The sequence below is a fragment of the Pseudomonas fragariae (ex Marin et al. 2024) genome, assembly GCF_059621105.1.
In genome coordinates this window covers 1,799,418-1,816,212 of record NZ_CM184369.1, presented here as the reverse complement: position 1 = coordinate 1,816,212, position 16,795 = coordinate 1,799,418, and the positions used below count along the sequence as shown (strand labels likewise).

Genomic DNA, 16,795 nt, shown 5'->3' with positions numbered 1-16,795 from the left:
GACACACCCTGTCGATGATTCAGTAGTGGAGTGCTTGAATATCGCTGGCTACTCTACCTCTATCCAGTCATCTTCCTCGTCGGGTTTATCGACAATATCGTCATCTTCGTTCACGTAATACGGTATATCGGCTTCAACACCGTTCTCACCCGTTTTGGCAACCAGTTGCCTGTACCTCTTCCCGTCCCAGAGCCTGAAAATCAGCGTGGAGTCTTCTCCAGCCGAGAGCGTCGAGCCTTCACTGCCAATAAGTTTGCTACGCGCGCCGGCCGTCAAGATACTGTTCTTTCCAGCGGTCAATCTGCTTTGATCGCCCGCCATCAGGGTGCAGTCATGCCCGCCGGTGAGTTTGCTTCTATCGCCGGCGGTCAGATAACTGTTATTACCGGCCAGTAGTTTGCTGCGGTCACCCGCGGTCTGATTACTGTCTGCACCGGCAATCAAACGGCTGCGATCACCCGCCAGTTGTACGCTGCCCGCACCGGCAATCAGCGTGCTGCGAAAACCTGCGGTCTGCGAGCTGCCCTTGCCGGCGATCAGCATGCTTTTATTTCCGGCGACCTGAATGCTTTCATGGCCTGCAATCAACGAGCTGCCGTAACTTGCAATCTGGTTACTGCCATAACCCGCAGTCAATGTGCTGCGAATGCCCGATGTAAGGCTACTGCCATAACCGGCGATCAAAACACTGCGAAGTCCGGCGATCAGCGTACTGCCATAGCCTGCCGTCAGAAAACTTCTGATTCCGCTGGTCAGGGAGCTGCCATAACCGGCGATCAACGAGCTGTCCTGCCCGGCCGTCGCAGTGCTGCCATAGCCCGCAGTGAGTGAACTTCCGTACTCTGCGGTCTGAGTACTGCCGTAGCCGGCCGTGAGGGTACTTTTGTAGCCGGCTGTTTGCGTACTGCCGTAACCGGCGATCAGCGAGCTGGCAAAGCCGGCGGTGGAAGTGCTCCCATAGCCTGTGGTGAGCGAGCTGTTTTCCTGTGCGGTTTGCGTGCTGCCGTAACCGGCGGTCAAGGTGCTCTCGTAGCCTGCCGTCTGCGTGCTGCCATAACCTGCAATCAACGAACTCGCATAGCCGGCAGTGGAAGTACTTCCATAACCTGTCACCAGGTCACTGCGCTCCTGTGCGGTTTGCGTACTGCCGTAACCGGCGGTCAACGTGCTCTCGTAGCCTGCCGTCTGCGTACTGCCGTAACCCGCGATCAGCGAGCTGGAATAGCCCGCAGTGGAGGTACTTCCGTAACCGGTGGTGAGCGAGCTGTTTTCCTGCGCGGTCTGCGTACTGCCATAACCGGTCGTCAACGTGCTCCCGTAGCCTGCCGTCTGCGTGCTGCCATAGCCGGCGATCAAGGAACTGGAGTAGCCCGCAGTCGACGTGCTGCCATAGCCGGCGACCAGATCACTGCGCTCCTGTGCCGTCTGGGTACTGCCATAACCGGCGGTCAGTATGCTTTTGAAGCCCGCCGTCTGGGTGCTGCCGTATCCGGCGATCAGCGAACTGTTTGAACCTGCCGTTGACGTGCTGCCATAGCCTGCGACAAGGTCACTGTGTTCTCTGGCCGTCTGAGTACTGCCATAACCGGCGGTCAGCATGCTTTTGTAACTCGCGGTCTGGGTGCTGCCATAACCTGCGATCAGCGAACTGCTTGAGCCTGAGGTTCCTGTACTGCCATAGCCCGCAATCAGGTCGCTACCGTCCCTGGCAGTCTGAGTACTCCCATAGCCCGCGGTCAGGATACTTTTGTGGCCCGCTGTCTGTGTACTCCCGTAACCGGCGATGATGAAGCTTTCATGACCCGCAGTGCCGGTACTTCCATAACCGGTGGTCAGGTTACTGGCAGCCCCCGCCGTTTGCGTACTGCCATAGCCGGATGTAAGTACGCTGCCCTGCTGTGCGGTCTGGGTACTGCCATAACCTGCCGTGAGCGAGCTTTCACTGCCCGAGGTTTGCGTGCTGCCGTAACCGGCGATCAGCGAACTGTCAGCGCCAGCTGTTCCCGTACTGCCATACCCGGCTGTCAGCGTGCTGCCTTCACGGGCCGTCTGGGTACTGCCGTAACCCGCGGTGAGCGAACTTTCACTGCCTGAGGTCTGCGTGCTGCCGTATCCGGCGATCAACGAGCTGTCGGCACCTGCCGTACCAGTGCTGCCATAACCCGCAGTCAGGTTGCTGCCTTCCTGGGCCGTCTGCGTACTGCCGTAACCTGCTGTCAGCGCACTGTCACTTCCCGAGGTCTGCGTGCTGCCGTATCCGGCGATCAGCGAACTGTCGGCACCTGCCGTGCCAGTGCTGCCGTACCCCGCCGTCAGATTGCTGCCTTCCTGGGCCGTCTGCGTACTGCCGTAACCTGCTGTCAGCGCACTGTCACTTCCCGAGGTCTGCGTGCTGCCGTATCCCGCGATCAGAGAGCTGTCGACACCTGCTGTACCCGTGCTGCCGTACCCCGCCGTCAGATTGCTGCCCTCCTGGGCCGTCTGCGTACTGCCGTAACCCGCCGTGAGCGAACTGTCGCTGCCCGAGGTTTGCGTGCTGCCGTAACCGGCGATCAGCGAGCTGTCGGAACCTGCCGTGCCGGTGCTGCCATACCCAGCAGTGAGATTGCTGCCTTCCTGAGCCGTTTGCGTGCTGCCGTAGCCGGCGGTCAGGGCGCTGTCACTGCCCGAGGTTTGCGTGCTGCCATAACCGGCGATCAGCGAGCTGTCGGCACCTGCGGTACCAGTGCTGCCGTACCCGGAGGTCAGGTTGCTGCCTTCCTGAGCCGTCTGCGTACTGCCGTAGCCCGCGGTCAGCGAACTGTCGCCGCCCGAAGTCTGGGTACTGCCGTAACCGGCGATCAACGAGCTATCCGAGCCCGCCGTGCCGGTGCTGCCGTACCCAGCGGTAAGGTTGCTGCCTTCCTGAGCCGTTTGCGTGCTGCCGTAACCCGCCGTGAGCGAGCTGTCTTCTCCGGAAGTCTGTGTACTGCCGTAACCGGCGATCAACGAACTATCCGAGCCCGCCGTGCCGGTGCTGCCGTACCCGGCCGTCAGATTACTGCCTTCCTGGGCCGTCTGCGTGCTGCCGTAACCCGCCGTCAGCGAGCTGTCACCTCCAGAGGTCTGTGTACTGCCATAACCGGCGATCAGCGAGCTATCGGAGCCCGCCGTGCCGGTGCTGCCGTACCCGGCCGTCAGATTACTGCCTTCCTGGGCCGTCTGCGTGCTGCCGTAACCCGCTGTGAGCGAGCTGTCTTCTCCGGAAGTCTGAGTACTGCCGTAACCGGCGATCAACGAACTATCCGAGCCAGCTGTTCCCGTACTGCCATACCCTGCCGTCAGGTTGCTGCCTTCGCGGGCGGTCTGGGTGCTGCCGTAACCCGCCGTCAGCGCGCTGTCCCCTCCGGCAGTCTGGGTGCTTCCATAGCCTGCGACCAGCGAGCTGTCGGAACCGGCGGTTCCTGTACTTCCATAACCGGCAATCAGATCACTGTGGTTGCCAGCGGTCTCGTTACTGCCATAACCGGCAATGAGCCGACTGTGGTTGTCGCCACTCAACGTGCTGCCGTAAGTGGCGGTCTGCAAATTCTGCGGCGTCGTTACCGGCAGGGTATTTACTGAGGGGGCCGCTGCGATGACCAACGCCACATCGAACACTTCATGACTGGCCTGTTCGGCCACCGGTAACGTGACACTTGCCGCCACAGGTAATGTGACATGTGCTGCCGCAGGCGTGGGCGGGGGCGTGGTCATTGACGTGGGCGGGGGCGTTGATGCAGGGTCGGCCTGACGCGCCGAAATGAAGTGTGACGCGCTGATCCTGTCGCCGACATGAACCACCTCAGCGCGCGGAAACTTGACCATTCCCGGCTCATCCAGACTGATGATGTCTGCAACGGCGACTTCACAGACAATCCATCGCGCATCGGCATGCACGCTTAGAAAAGCGCTGGTTCCAGCGCCCCACAGTAAACCCACCAGACCATTCTCGTGACGCCTGGTTGACTGCCAGTATTTGGATTCAACCGTCCCGGAAGCGGGCCATATAAGGCCGCAATGATCGGCCATGTTATTTGCACAGGTACGCAGCACCAACGCCTTGTCGAGATTCATTACAGCATCCTCATAGATCCTTTAAATAAAAGCAGCTGCACTTATCAAGCATTGCTTTACAGGACAACCGCCATGTCAGCCTTAATCCAATGTGGAACGATGGTGCACAAAACAGCCACTAACAGCGCACATCCTTCCGCACTAAAAAACCTACCACACCCCACTAAAAAACATTAATTAATACTAACTTTTTTGTAAATTCTTCATGGAATATTAGAATAATTACTCTGAAAATCCTGATGACAAAAACCAACTAATCTACGCCCACGCCCCAAGAGACAACAGCGTTATCTTCATTGATTTTTTTTGTTAGTTAAACGCATGCGTTACACAGAGCCTATTAAACAGGCCCTGTACCTCGCAAGTTTCCGATCACTGAAATGAGCATTTACTTATAGAAAACAGGCAACTAACGACGGTGCAGACCGTGCCTGGCAAGCAGGTTTTAAATACAGGCGTTCAGTCGCCATGCACCTCAGCGCGCACATGAATAGCATCATGACGCCAGTATTCGAGATCGCAATCGATCAACCGGTCTTTGCGGTCGTAATTGACTCGTGCAATGCGCAGGCCCGGACTACCCAGTGAAACCTTCAGTGCTGCGGATGCTTCGCTGTGCAAAGACGTGGGAACCATGTCGAAGCGCACCCGGCCGCAGTGAATGTCGTAGCAGCGGGCGTAGAGTGCGGTCAGCGATTCGTTCAGATCGTGTTCGAGAATGCCGGGGAACAACTCCGGCCTCAGGTAGTGCTCGACATACAGCACCAGGCGCTGATCGATGCGCCGCGCGCGACAGATCTGGATCACGCTCGAAAGCGCCGGCAGTTCCAGCATTTCACAGATCATCGCTGAAGCAGGTTGCAGGCGTGCAGAAAGAAGCTGGGTGTGAGGCACCCTTCCCTGGGCACAGACCATTGCGTGGAAATGGCTGCGCCTGATCAGGTCATAGGCCAGCCGCGGCGGCGAGATGAACCAGCCACGCCGCTCTTCGCGGTAAATCAGCCCCTGCGACTCGAGTTGCAAAAGCGCTTCACGCAAGGTGATGCGCGTGGTGGCGAATACCTCACTGAGCTTGCGCTCTGCAGGCAACTTGCTGCCATGCGGCAACAAGCCGTGTTCGATCTGCTCCTGCAGCGCATGGCAAATCGTTGTTACCGCCCGTGGTACATCTTCGCGCATTCCGGTATCCGTCTGGACTAGACCAGCCCTGTTACGAGGCATACATCAGTGCGGTCAACGCCGTTGACTCCCTTGCTGTGAGCCTAGGCCGGGTACATGACTGTCCTGTTACAGGACAAATCACGTTGCATGCCAACTGTGCTGAAAACAGCCCCGAACCCCCTGCTCAGCGCGCACGTTGCGATGGTCTACGCTTAGCGCCAGGCACTGCCAGGGCCCTTGAAAAACGCTTTTGTCTACGCGACACGACACGAAAATGTCATGCAAAAAGCCTAACTTGGCTCAGGTATTGCTGATCTAGACCAAACAATCCGCAACGAACACTTCTTGCAAGAAGTGCACTAGGAGCTCCGAATGAAACATCTTTTGTTGGCATCACTCCTCGGTTCAGCCATGGCAATGAGTTCGCTGGTCATGGCGGCGGACACGGATCTTAAAACGCTGGAGGCTGCGGCCAAGGCTGAAGGCGCAGTCAACAGCCTCGGCATGCCGGATGACTGGGCAAACTGGGGCGGCATCTGGAAAGACCTGGAAGCCAAATACGGCCTCAAGCACATGGACACCGACATGAGTTCGGCCCAGGAGATCGCCAAGTTCGAAGCGGAGAAAGACAACGCCAGCGGTGACATTGGCGACGTAGGCGCAGCATTCGGCCCTATCGCCGCAGCAAAAGGCGTCACCCAGCCTTACAAGCCAACCACCTGGGAGCAGATCCCGACCTGGGCCAAGGACACGGACGGCCACTGGGCGCTGGCCTATACGGGCACCATTGCCTTCATCGTCAACAAAAACCTGCTGCACGGCTCTGATATCCCGAAAAGCTGGGCTGACCTGAAAACCGGCAAATACAAGGTTTCCATCGGCGATGTGAGCACTGCGGCTCAGGCTGCCAACGGTGTACTGGCAGCGGCCATCGCCATGAAAGGTGACGAAAGCAACATCGCACCGGGCCTGGCACTGTTCACCGATCTGGCCAAACAGAAGCGTCTGTCGCTGGCCAACCCGACCATTCAGACCATCGAGAAAGGCGAAATCGAAGTCGGTGTGGTCTGGGACTTCAATGGCCTGAGCTACAAAGCCAAGATGACCAAACCCGATGATTACGTCGTGCTGATCCCGTCGGACGGCTCGGTGATTTCCGGCTACACCACCATCATCAACAAGTATGCCAAACACCCGAACGCCGCCAAGCTGGCGCGTGAGTACACCTTCAGCGACGCGGGTCAGATCAGGCTGGCAGAAGGCAATGCGCGCCCGATTCGCGTAGAGCACATCAAATTGCCTGAAGATGTTCAAGCCAAGTTGCTGCCGCAAGACCAGTACAAAAACGCCAAGCCGATCAAGAACGCAGACGCCTGGGAGAAAACCTCCAAAGCGCTGCCGCAGATGTGGAACGAGCAGGTCATCATCGAGATGAACTGATCCTCTCCTGCGGCTCAGGGATGAAGTCGTGTACACCGGGCGAGCCAGTCTCGCCCGTTCTTTCAAAGCGAGTTGCCCATGAAACACAACGTCATCCTGATCGTGCTGGACGGCCTCAATTACGAAGTCGCACGCCATGCGATGGGGCACCTGCAAGCCTGGCATGATGCAGGCAGGGCCGCGCTCTACAAGATCGAATGCGAACTGCCCGCCCTCTCCCGCCCCCTTTACGAATGCATACTGACCGGTGTCGCGCCCATCGACAGCGGCATCGTGCATAACAACGTCTCACGCCTGTCGAATCAGCGCAGCATCTTTCACTATGCTCGCGACGCCAGACTGAGCACGGCAGCGGCGGCCTATCACTGGGTCAGCGAGCTGTACAACCGCACGCCGTTCGACCCGGCACGCGACCGCCACACCGAGGCAGCGGACCTGCCGATCCAGCACGGGCTGTTCTACTGGGCCGACCACTACCCTGATTCGCACCTGTTCGCCGACGCCGAAAGTCTGCGCCTCAGCCACGCCCCGAACTTTCTGCTGATCCACCCCATGAACATCGACGACGCCGGGCACAAGCACGGCCTCGACACTGCGCAGTACCGCAACAGCGCCCGCAGCGCCGACATCATTCTGGCTGACTATCTGCAACGCTGGCTGGATGCGGGGTATCAGGTGCTGGTAACCGCCGACCACGGCATGAACAACGACCGCTCGCACAACGGGCTGTTGCCGGAAGAGCGTGAAGTACCGCTGTTCGTTATCGGCGATGCCTTCAGCCTGAATGTCGACGCAGCGCCGCGCCAGACCGATCTGTGCGGCACCGTTTGCGAGCTGCTGGGTATCCCTCACGACAAACCGGTCTGCCGGGAGATCTTCAATTGACGACCTTTTCCCGAGGCAAGTGGCTGGGGCTGTTGTGCCTGCTGCCGTTCGCCGTATTTTTCATCGTGTTTCAGATCGCACCGCTGTTGTGGGTCGCGATCCACAGCCTGCAAAGCGATGCCGGCTGGGGCTGGGAAAACTTCACCCGGGCGTTCAGCTCGAAGTTCTATCGGCAGGCCATTCAGTACAGCCTGGAGATCAGCTTCTGGTCGAGCCTGTTCGGCATCATCATCTCCGTTCTGGGTGCCTATTCGCTGCGCAAGGTGGATTCGCGGCTGCGCGATTTCGTCAATTCATTCGCCAACATGACCAGCAATTTTGCCGGCGTTCCACTGGCGTTCGCATTCATCATCCTGCTGGGGTTCAACGGCGCGCTGACCCTGATACTCAAGCAGACCGGGATCATCGATGACTTCAACCTGTATTCCAAGACCGGACTGATCATCCTTTATACCTACTTCCAGATTCCCCTGGGCGTGCTGCTGCTCTACCCCGCATTCGATGCCGTGCGCGAAGACTGGAACGAGTCGGCAGCGCTGCTGGGGGCCAGCAGCTATCAGTTCTGGCGCTACATCGGCCTGCCGGTGCTGACCCCGGCGCTGCTCGGCACCTTCGTCATTCTGCTGGCCAACGCGCTGGGCGCGTATGCCACGGTCTACGCGCTGACCACCGGCAATTTCAACGTATTGCCCATCCGCATCGCGGCGATGGTCGCGGGCGATATCACGCTGGACCCGAACATGGCCAGCGCGCTGGCGATGATTCTGGTCGGTCTCATGACCCTGGTCACGGTGGTCCATCAGTGGCTGTTGAGAAGGAGCTACCATGTCACGCGTTGAACGAGGGCCTGCGAGCATTTATCACAAGACGGTGGTCTGCCTGCTGTTCCTGATCCTGTTGCTGCCGCTGGCCGGCACCTTCCTGTACTCGATCGCGACCAGCTGGTCGGCGACCATTCTGCCCAGTGGCCTGACCTTCAAATGGTACGTGGCGCTGTGGAGCGACCCACGCTTTCTGACGGCGTTCGGCCAGTCACTGCTGGTCTGCGTCGGCGCACTGATCCTTTCGGTGGTGCTGATTCTGCCCCTGCTGTTCGTCGTGCATTACTACTTTCCGCGCCTCGACGGGCTGATGAACATCCTCATCCTGCTGCCGTTTGCCGTGCCGCCCGTGGTTTCCTCGGTCGGCCTGCTGCAGCTGTATGGCTCAGGCCCCATGGCGATGGTCGGCACACCGTGGATTCTGATCGGCTGTTACTTCACCGTCGCCCTGCCCTTCATGTACCGCGCCATCACCAACAACCTGCAAGCCATCAACCTGACAGACCTGATGGACGCCGCCCGGTTGCTCGGTGCCAGCACCTGGCAGGCGGCATTCATGGTGGTGCTGCCCAACCTGCGCAAGGGCCTGATGATTGCCCTGCTGCTGTCGTTCTCGTTCCTGTTCGGCGAATTCGTGTTCGCCAACCTGCTGGTCGGCACGCGCTATGAAACCCTGCAGGTGTACCTCAACAACATGCGCAACAGCAGCGGTCACTTCAACAGCGCGCTGGTGATTTCCTATTTCCTCTTCGTGCTGGTGCTGACCTGGGCCGCCAATCGACTGAACAAGGACAAAGACTGAGATGAGTTTTGTCAGCATTGAAAACCTGCAGAAAAGCTACGCCAGCACGTCAGTGTTCAGCGACATCAACTGCAGCATTGCGAAGGGTGAATTCGTTACCTTGCTGGGCCCGTCGGGCTGCGGCAAATCCACGTTATTGCGCTGCATCGCCGGGCTGACCCCGGTCAACAGCGGGCGCATTCTGCTCGATGGCAGCGATCTGGTGCCGCTCACCCCGCAAAAGCGCAACATCGGCATGGTGTTCCAGAGTTACGCGCTGTTTCCCAACATGACCGTCGAGCAAAACGTCGCCTTCGGGCTGCGCATTCAGAAAGTCAGTGCCGACGAGAGTACACGGCGCGTCGCCGAGATTCTGCGCATGGTCGAGCTGCACGATTTTGCCACGCGTTACCCGCATCAGTTGTCCGGCGGGCAATGCCAGCGCGTGGCGCTGGCGCGCTCACTGGTCACTCGCCCGCGTCTGCTGTTGCTCGATGAGCCGCTGTCGGCGCTGGATGCGCGGATTCGCAAGAACCTGCGCGAACAGATCCGTGCCATTCAGCGCGAGCTGGGCCTGACCACCATTTTCGTGACCCACGACCAGGAAGAAGCACTGACCATGTCAGACCGTATCTTCCTGATGAACCAGGGCCGGATCGTGCAGAGCGGCGACGCCGAAACCCTCTACACCGCGCCTGTGGACGTCTTCGCCGCAGGCTTCATCGGCAACTACAACCTGCTGGAAGCCGACGACGCCACGCGCCTGATGCAGCGCCCGATCAACAGCCGTGTGGCGATCCGCCCTGAATCGATCCAATTGAGCCTGACCGGCGAACTGGAAGGCGAAATACGCAGTCACAGTCTGCTCGGCAACGTCATACGTTACCGGGTACAGGCCCGTGGCGTGGAACTGGTGGTTGACGTACTGAACCGCAGCGCCGACGACCTGCACCCGGACGGAAGGCGTGTAACACTGAACATTGAACCGTCGGCGCTGTGCGCGCTTGACTGACGCAACCGCCGAGCTTTCGCTTGAAGCTTGAAGCTTGAAGCTTGAAGCTTGAAGCTTGAAGCTTGAAGCTAACGTAACCAACACTGAGGATAAGCACACATGCCCCTGGCAATTTTCGACCTGGACGAGACCCTGATCGGTGGTGACTGCGCCACGCTCTGGAGCGAGCAGATGGGTCGCCTGGGCTGGGTTGACTCGACGTCGTTCATGCAACGCAACGACGAACTGATGGCCGCCTACAGCGAGGGCAAGCTCGCGATGGAAGACTACATGGCCTTCAGCCTGGAGCCCATGGCTGGCCGTACCCCCGAAGAAATCGAGCATCTGGTCGGCCCGTGGGTCGAGGACGTCATCGAACCGATCATCTACAGCGACGCCTGCACGTGCATTGCAAAGCACCGCGCCAAGGGTGACCGGATTCTGGTGATCTCGGCTTCGGGCGTGCACCTGGTCAAGCCGATCGCCGAACGCCTTGGCATCGACGAAGTGCTGGGTATCGAGCTGGACGTGCAGCATGGCGTCTACAGCGGGGCCACTGTCGGCGTGCTGACCTATCGGGAAGGCAAGATCACGCGCCTGATGGAGTGGCTGGATGCCGAGGGGGAAAATCTCGAGGGTGCGAGTTTCTATTCTGATTCGCGCAATGACCTGCCGCTGCTGCTCAAGGTTGACCACCCTAACGTGGTCAACCCCGATGCCGTGTTACTGGAACACGCGCAGAAAGCAGGCTGGCCGGTGCACGACTGGAGCTGAGTCCAGAGGCGCCGCCGGGTCAGACCAGGCTTTCGTCGATCACCAGCACGATCTTGCCGGACACCGTATTGGTCGCCAGCTCTTCGAACGCCGCTTCGGCATCCTTGATCGCAAAGGATTTCGCCAGTTGCGGCTTGAGGCGGCCTTCAGTGAACAGCGGCCAGACGTGCTGTCCCAGGTCACTGAGCAGGTCGGCCTTGAACGTGTCGTCGCGGCTGCGCAAGGTCGAGCCCATCAACCGGATACGCTTGCCCAGCACATGAGCCAGATCCACTTTCGCCTCGCGGCCGCTCATGACGCCGATCAGCACCCAGCGGCCGTCAAGGGCCAGCAGTTTGACGTTGAGTTCGGCATAGCTCGCCCCCACCGGGTCGAGGATGACGTTGAACGGTGCAAAATCGTTCAGGCCTTCAAGACTTTCGCTGCGCACCACGCCGCCCTGAGCACCCAGTTCGACGCAATAGGCCAGCCGTTCTGCCGAGCCGACGCTGACCCAGACCGGGTTGCCAAACGCCTTGCAAAGCTGAATCCCGGCTGAACCAACCCCACTTGCGCCAGCGTGCAACAACACCTTCTCGCCTGGCTTGAGCCCGGCGAGCTCAAACAGGTTCAGCCACGCCGTGGCATAGACCTCGGGAATGGCTGCCGCCTCATGCAGCGACAGCCCTTCCGGCACCGGCAGCACGTGTCGCCCATCGACCACCACTTCTTCGGCCATCGCCCCGCCCGCCAACAGCGCGCAGACGCGGTCTCCAACCACCCAGGACGAACCCGGACCGACTTCGGCGATCACGCCGGAGCACTCCAGACCCAGCGTCTGAGTGACTCCGGGCGGCGGCGGATACTTGCCCTCGCGCTGTAACAGATCGGCACGATTCAAACCTGCCGCAGCCACTTTGATACGTACCTGCCCCACATCGAGGGCCGGACTCGGCTCCTCGACCCATTCCACATGTCCTTCAACGCCTTGCAATGCTTTCACGGTGCCTCCATAGTGAGTCCAGACTGAGCCCGTGGCTGTTTTGCCCGGGCTTTTGCATTATGCGGCCGGGTCCAAAGGAACCGGCGACCTCAAAGACGGCCTAATATGCGTTATCAATTGTCCTCGCGTCGAATCAGCATGAAGCAACTATTCCCCAGCACTGCCCTCGCACTGTTTGTCGGCCTTAGCGTTTTGCCGATGTCAGCCAGTACCTTTGCCGCCAACAGCTGGGATAATCTTCAGCCGGACCGCGACGAAGTGATTGCCAGTCTCAACGTGGTTGAGCTGCTCAAACGACATCACTACAGCAAGCCGCCCCTGGACGACAAGCGTTCAGCGATTATTTACCAGAGCTACATCAAGCAACTGGACCCCTCGCGCAGCTACTTCATGGCCAGCGACATTGCCGAGTTCGACAAATGGCAGTTCCAGTTCGACGACTTCCTGAAGAGTGGCGACCTGAACGCCGGCTTCATCATCTACAAGCGCTATCTGGACCGCGTCAACGCGCGTCTGAACTTCGCGCTGGGCGAGTTGGGCAAGGGCGTCGACAAGCTCGACTTCAATACCAAGGAAACCCTGCTGGTCGACCGCAAGGACGCCGCATGGCCCAAGGATACCGCCGAGCTCGACGAACTGTGGCGCAAGCGCATCAAGGATGAAGTCCTGCGGTTGAAGATTGCAGGTAAGGATCCGGCGAAGATTCAGGAAACCCTGACCAAGCGCTATAAGAATCAGCAGGCGCGTCTGAATCAGACTCGCGCCGAAGATATCTTCCAGGCCTACATCAACACGTTCGCCATGTCCTACGATCCGCACACCAACTACCTGTCACCTGACAGCGCGGAGAACTTCGACATCAACATGAGCCTGTCGCTGGAAGGCATCGGCGCCGTGTTGCAGAGCGATAATGACAACGTGAAGATCGTGCGTCTGGTGCCGGCAGGTCCGGCGGCCAAGACCAAGCAGGTTGCCCCGGCCGACAAGATCGTGGCCGTCGCTCAGGGCGACAAGGAAATGGTCGACGTGATCGGCTGGCGTCTGGATGAAGTGGTCAAGCTGATCCGCGGTCCGAAAGGCTCGGTGGTACGCCTGGAGATCATCCCGGCCAGCAATGCGCCGAACGACCAGACCACCAAGATCGTCGCCATCACCCGTGAAGCGGTGAAACTTGAAGAGCAGGCGGCCAAGAAGTCGATCCTGCACCTCAAGCAGGACGGCAAGGATTACAAGCTCGGGGTCATCGACATTCCGGCCTTCTATCTGGACTTCAAGGCCTACCGGGCTGGCGATCCGGAATACAAGAGCACCACCCGTGACGTGAAGAAACTGCTCACCGAATTGCAGGCCGAGAAGGTCGACGGTGTGGTACTGGATCTGCGCAACAACGGTGGCGGTTCATTGCAGGAAGCCACCGAGCTGACCAGCCTGTTCATCGACAAAGGCCCGACCGTGCTGGTGCGCAATGCCGACGGCAAGGTCGACGTGCTGGAAGACGAAGCCAAGGGCGCGTTCTACAAAGGCCCGATGGCACTGCTGGTCAACCGTCTGTCTGCGTCGGCGTCGGAGATTTTCGCCGGGGCCATGCAGGATTATCACCGCGCGCTGGTGATCGGTGGTCAGACCTTCGGTAAAGGCACCGTGCAGACCATTCAGCCGCTCAATCACGGCGAACTGAAACTGACCCTGGCCAAGTTCTACCGGGTTTCCGGTCAGAGCACCCAGCATCAGGGCGTGGTACCGGACATCACTTACCCGTCGCTGATCGACACCAAGGAAATCGGCGAGAGCGCGCTGCCCGAGGCCATGCCGTGGGACAGCATCAAACCGGCGATCAAGCCGGCGATCGACCCGTTCAGGCCGTTCCTGGCCCAACTGCAGGCGCGTCATGAGGCACGTTCGGCAAAAGACGCCGAGTTCGTGTTCATCGAGGATCGCCTGGCGCTGGCCAAGAAGCTGATGAACGAGAAGACCGTCAGCCTCAATGAAGCCGACCGTCGTGCCGAGCATGCGTCTATCGAAAGCAAGCAACTTGCGCTGGAAAACACCCGCCGCAAGGCCAAGGGTGAAGAGCCGCTCAAAGAGCTGAAGAAGGAAGACGAAGACGCGCTGCCGGTGGAAGACGAGAAAACCAAACCCGAGGACGATGCCTATCTGGCAGAGACCGGGCGCATTCTCATCGACTACCTGGGTCTGAGTGCCGCTGTCGCGAAAAAGTAACGCAGGTTCATTGATGGCCATTTAGCTTCAACGTCATCAAACAGTCATGAAGCTGTCGTGAAATACGGGGCTGAACGCGAAAGCGCTCAGCCCTTTTTCATTCTCTTCGAGACGACCATGACCATAACAGAGCAGCTGAGCGCACTGAGTTCCATTCTGGCTCGTGGTGATTTGCACAGTTTGTTCCAACCCATCGTCTCGCTGTCGGAACACCGGATCCTGGGCTATGAAGCCTTGACCCGCGGCCCGTCCAACAGCGCCCTGCACTCGCCCCTGAACCTGTTCGCCATCGCCCGCCAGGCCGGTCGTCTGAGCGAGCTGGAGTTGAGTTGTCGGGACAGCGCCTGCCGACGTTTCAGTCAGCAGAAGTTGCCGGGCAAGCTGTTTCTCAACGTCTCCCCCGAATCGCTGCTCGAAACCTCGCATCCACCGGGGCGGACTCTGGAGATGCTGCGTCGCTACCACATCGCGCCCAAGGACGTGGTCATCGAGTTGACCGAGCAGATGCCCACCGACGATTTCGACCTGCTGTACAAAGCGTTGCACCACTACCGCGACATGGGCTTTTCCATCGCGCTGGACGATCTGGGTGCCGGTTATTCGAGCTTGCGACTCTGGTCGGAGCTGCGCCCGGACTACGTGAAAATCGATCGGCACTTCATCGACGGCATTCACCAGGATGCGGTGAAGCGCGAATTCGTCGGCTCCATGCTGCAGATGGCCAAGGCCTCCAGAGCGACGGTCATTGCCGAAGGCATTGAATTGCCCGGAGAGCTGGCGACGCTGAAAGACATGGGCGTGAACCTGGTTCAAGGCTATCTGCTGGCCCGACCTCAGGAGCGCCCGCCGCGCGACACCCGCGCCATGCCGCCCAGGACAGAAACCGCAGTAGCGCCGCTCAACGAAGAAGCGGCCGACCTGTCTGCCCTGCTCAATCCGCAGCCATCAGTCAGCCAGTCGACACCCACGGCTGAAGTGCTGGAAGCGTTTCGCAGGCAGGCCAACCTCAATTCTCTGGCGGTGCTGGATGACGACGCCCGACCGTGCGGCATCGTGCACCGGCATTCGTTGTCCGAGGCCCTGCTCAAGCCCTTCGGCACCGAGCTGTTTGCCCGCAAACCGATCAGCCGTCTGATGAGCAGTGACTTTCTCGCCGTGGAGGTCAGCCAGTCGCTGCAACAGGTCAGCCGGCTGTTGACCAGCCGTGCCCGGCAGCGCATCGAGGAGGATTTCATCATCACCTCGAACGGTGCCTATCTGGGCCTCGGACGAGTGATCGACGTGCTCAAGCTGATTACCGAAATGAAGATCCAGCAGGCACGTTACGCCAACCCGCTGACCCTGCTGCCCGGCAACGTTCCGATTCAGCAATGCCTGACTCGACTGCTGCAGCAAGGCCGTGCGTCGATGATCTGCTATGTGGACATCGACAGCTTCAAGCCCTTCAACGATATCTACGGTTATGCGCGTGGCGACGAGGTGCTGCTGTGTCTGGCGCAATGCCTGAACGACCGCATCGATCCGGCCAGGGACTTTGTCGGGCACATCGGCGGGGATGATTTTCTGATGGTGCTGGGCTTTGATGACTGGGAACGACGCCTGAAAACCCTGCTGGATGATTTTCAGAATCAATGCCGGCGTTTCTACCGCGCAGAACACCTGGAAGCCGGTTGTTTCATCGCCCTCAACCGTCAGGGCCAACGCCAGGAATTCCCCCTGTTGTCACTGTCGATTGGCGTGGTGCACTTGCATGAAGCAAGCTGCACGCTGGTCGATGCCAGCCAATTGGCCGACCTCGCTTCACAGGCCAAGCACTTCGCCAAGGATGTCGCCGGCGCCAGCATTCACGTCATCGATTCGACGCGACTGGATTTGTTGATGCAGGCATGAGCGCCGGCGCCATACCCCTACTGCGCTTGCACTTGCGGATAACTGTATTCAAACACCCGAACCACTTCCGAGGCGTGCCATGACGCTGCCGCGACGCCGTCCGAAGGTCCGGAGAAACGGCCAAGGCGTTCGGCGCACTCGAAAAAACCGGGACGCGGCAGGCGGCTGGCGCCCTGGCTGATGACCAGCGAACTGCGCAAGGGCTGTTCAGCGCGGGCATCCATGGCGGCGAGGTGCTCAAGGGCGGCCGTAAGGGTCTGCATGGCCGGGCTGGGCAGTTGCAGGCGTTCCACCAGAGCGCGATAGGTCAGCAGGTGCCGTTGGCGACGGGCCAGATCGAGCTCATTGAGCAGTCCATCCCAATGCTGACGACTGATGCGCACGCTCACGACTCACCTCGCCAGCCCGGCACTCCAAGCTCCCACGCCAGGCTGCGTTTGATGGCGCCGTCCGGCTGCCGAGTACCGTTCTCGATCAGTTCCAGATAGGACGGGCTGATCCCGACGGTACGCGCCAGACTCGCCGCTTCAAGGCCTTTGGCCTCGCGCAGTGCACGCAATTCATCGAACCCGGGAAGCTCACTGGCGGTGGTGCCGCCAGTCGAGGCAGCCGGCTCGGAAGGCTTGCCGGCCAGGCCGGCGGCCTTGAGCAGTGCTTGATACTGCGCCCAGGGCAGCACGGCGTATTCCGGCTCCCCGTCACGGGATATCACTTGAAGATCCATAGAGTCACCTTGTACTACACGACCGCATACT

Annotated in this window: 13 protein-coding genes; 8 read left to right on the top strand and 5 right to left on the bottom strand. The window is 59.6% G+C overall.

Annotated elements, in window-relative coordinates:
* Positions 1–48: 48 nt before the first annotated feature.
* Both AC54XV_RS08255 and AC54XV_RS08250 read right to left on the bottom strand, forming a co-directional pair.
* Positions 49–4,095, bottom strand: a complete 4,047-nt coding sequence (locus AC54XV_RS08255) for a beta strand repeat-containing protein (RefSeq protein WP_496718319.1) — start codon at positions 4,093–4,095, stop codon at positions 49–51.
* 459 nt (positions 4,096–4,554) lie between these two features.
* Positions 4,555–5,274: a UTRA domain-containing protein gene (locus AC54XV_RS08250; protein ID WP_024639961.1), complete on the bottom strand. Its 720-nt coding sequence runs from the start codon at positions 5,272–5,274 to the stop codon at positions 4,555–4,557.
* A gap of 354 nt (positions 5,275–5,628) precedes the next feature.
* Between AC54XV_RS08250 and AC54XV_RS08245 the strand changes: the two genes are divergently transcribed.
* From AC54XV_RS08245 to AC54XV_RS08220, 6 genes are all read left to right on the top strand, one after another.
* Entirely contained in the window at positions 5,629–6,696 is a 1,068-nt protein-coding gene (locus AC54XV_RS08245; protein ID WP_011267124.1) for an ABC transporter substrate-binding protein, read from the top strand.
* Between the two features lie 78 nt (positions 6,697–6,774).
* On the top strand, positions 6,775–7,581 hold the full coding sequence (locus AC54XV_RS08240) for an alkaline phosphatase family protein (protein ID WP_496718318.1): 807 nt from the start codon (positions 6,775–6,777) through the stop codon (positions 7,579–7,581).
* A complete protein-coding gene (locus tag AC54XV_RS08235; protein WP_003421288.1) occupies positions 7,578–8,420 on the top strand; it encodes an ABC transporter permease in 843 nt (280 codons plus the stop codon). Before AC54XV_RS08240 ends, AC54XV_RS08235 begins: the two co-directional genes overlap by 4 nt.
* Positions 8,407–9,204: an ABC transporter permease gene (locus AC54XV_RS08230; protein ID WP_004408565.1), complete on the top strand. Its 798-nt coding sequence runs from the start codon at positions 8,407–8,409 to the stop codon at positions 9,202–9,204. The genes AC54XV_RS08235 and AC54XV_RS08230 overlap by 14 nt, the downstream gene beginning before the upstream one ends.
* A 1-nt stretch (position 9,205) precedes the next feature.
* On the top strand, positions 9,206–10,195 hold the full coding sequence (locus AC54XV_RS08225) for an ABC transporter ATP-binding protein (RefSeq protein WP_060406079.1): 990 nt from the start codon (positions 9,206–9,208) through the stop codon (positions 10,193–10,195).
* 99 nt (positions 10,196–10,294) lie between these two features.
* Positions 10,295–10,948 (top strand): HAD family hydrolase, encoded by a 654-nt coding sequence (locus AC54XV_RS08220; protein ID WP_024643192.1) that lies wholly within the window; start codon positions 10,295–10,297, stop codon positions 10,946–10,948.
* Between the two features lie 19 nt (positions 10,949–10,967).
* Here the strand turns inward: AC54XV_RS08220 and AC54XV_RS08215 are convergent, their stop codons facing one another.
* Positions 10,968–11,930 (bottom strand): NAD(P)H-quinone oxidoreductase, encoded by a 963-nt coding sequence (locus AC54XV_RS08215; protein ID WP_024643193.1) that lies wholly within the window; start codon positions 11,928–11,930, stop codon positions 10,968–10,970.
* A 138-nt stretch (positions 11,931–12,068) separates the two neighbouring features.
* Here AC54XV_RS08215 and AC54XV_RS08210 point away from each other — a divergent pair, with 138 nt between their 5' ends.
* Complete coding sequence (locus AC54XV_RS08210) at positions 12,069–14,150, top strand: carboxy terminal-processing peptidase (RefSeq protein ID WP_173427833.1); 2,082 nt, start codon at positions 12,069–12,071, stop codon at positions 14,148–14,150.
* 117 nt (positions 14,151–14,267) lie between these two features.
* Complete coding sequence (locus AC54XV_RS08205; protein WP_058823155.1) at positions 14,268–16,040, top strand: GGDEF domain-containing protein; 1,773 nt, start codon at positions 14,268–14,270, stop codon at positions 16,038–16,040.
* 17 nt (positions 16,041–16,057) lie between these two features.
* On the opposite strand, the gene AC54XV_RS08200 is transcribed toward AC54XV_RS08205, so the two are convergent.
* Together AC54XV_RS08200 and AC54XV_RS08195 are read right to left on the bottom strand one after the other, a co-directional pair.
* A complete protein-coding gene (locus AC54XV_RS08200) occupies positions 16,058–16,429 on the bottom strand; it encodes a hypothetical protein (RefSeq protein WP_024639956.1) in 372 nt (123 codons plus the stop codon).
* Complete coding sequence (locus tag AC54XV_RS08195) at positions 16,426–16,764, bottom strand: helix-turn-helix domain-containing protein (protein WP_011267116.1); 339 nt, start codon at positions 16,762–16,764, stop codon at positions 16,426–16,428. The genes AC54XV_RS08200 and AC54XV_RS08195 overlap by 4 nt, the downstream gene beginning before the upstream one ends.
* Positions 16,765–16,795: the final 31 nt, after the last annotated feature.

Coding starts and splice junctions, on each gene's coding strand:
- AC54XV_RS08255 (WP_496718319.1), bottom strand. CDS start 4,095: ATGAATCTCGACAAGGCGTTGGTGCTGCGTACCTGTGCAAATAACATG.
- AC54XV_RS08250 (WP_024639961.1), bottom strand. CDS start 5,274: ATGCGCGAAGATGTACCACGGGCGGTAACAACGATTTGCCATGCGCTG.
- AC54XV_RS08245 (WP_011267124.1), top strand. CDS start 5,629: ATGAAACATCTTTTGTTGGCATCACTCCTCGGTTCAGCCATGGCAATG.
- AC54XV_RS08240 (WP_496718318.1), top strand. CDS start 6,775: ATGAAACACAACGTCATCCTGATCGTGCTGGACGGCCTCAATTACGAA.
- AC54XV_RS08230 (WP_004408565.1), top strand. CDS start 8,407: ATGTCACGCGTTGAACGAGGGCCTGCGAGCATTTATCACAAGACGGTG.
- AC54XV_RS08225 (WP_060406079.1), top strand. CDS start 9,206: ATGAGTTTTGTCAGCATTGAAAACCTGCAGAAAAGCTACGCCAGCACG.
- AC54XV_RS08220 (WP_024643192.1), top strand. CDS start 10,295: ATGCCCCTGGCAATTTTCGACCTGGACGAGACCCTGATCGGTGGTGAC.
- AC54XV_RS08210 (WP_173427833.1), top strand. CDS start 12,069: ATGAAGCAACTATTCCCCAGCACTGCCCTCGCACTGTTTGTCGGCCTT.
- AC54XV_RS08205 (WP_058823155.1), top strand. CDS start 14,268: ATGACCATAACAGAGCAGCTGAGCGCACTGAGTTCCATTCTGGCTCGT.
- AC54XV_RS08195 (WP_011267116.1), bottom strand. CDS start 16,764: ATGGATCTTCAAGTGATATCCCGTGACGGGGAGCCGGAATACGCCGTG.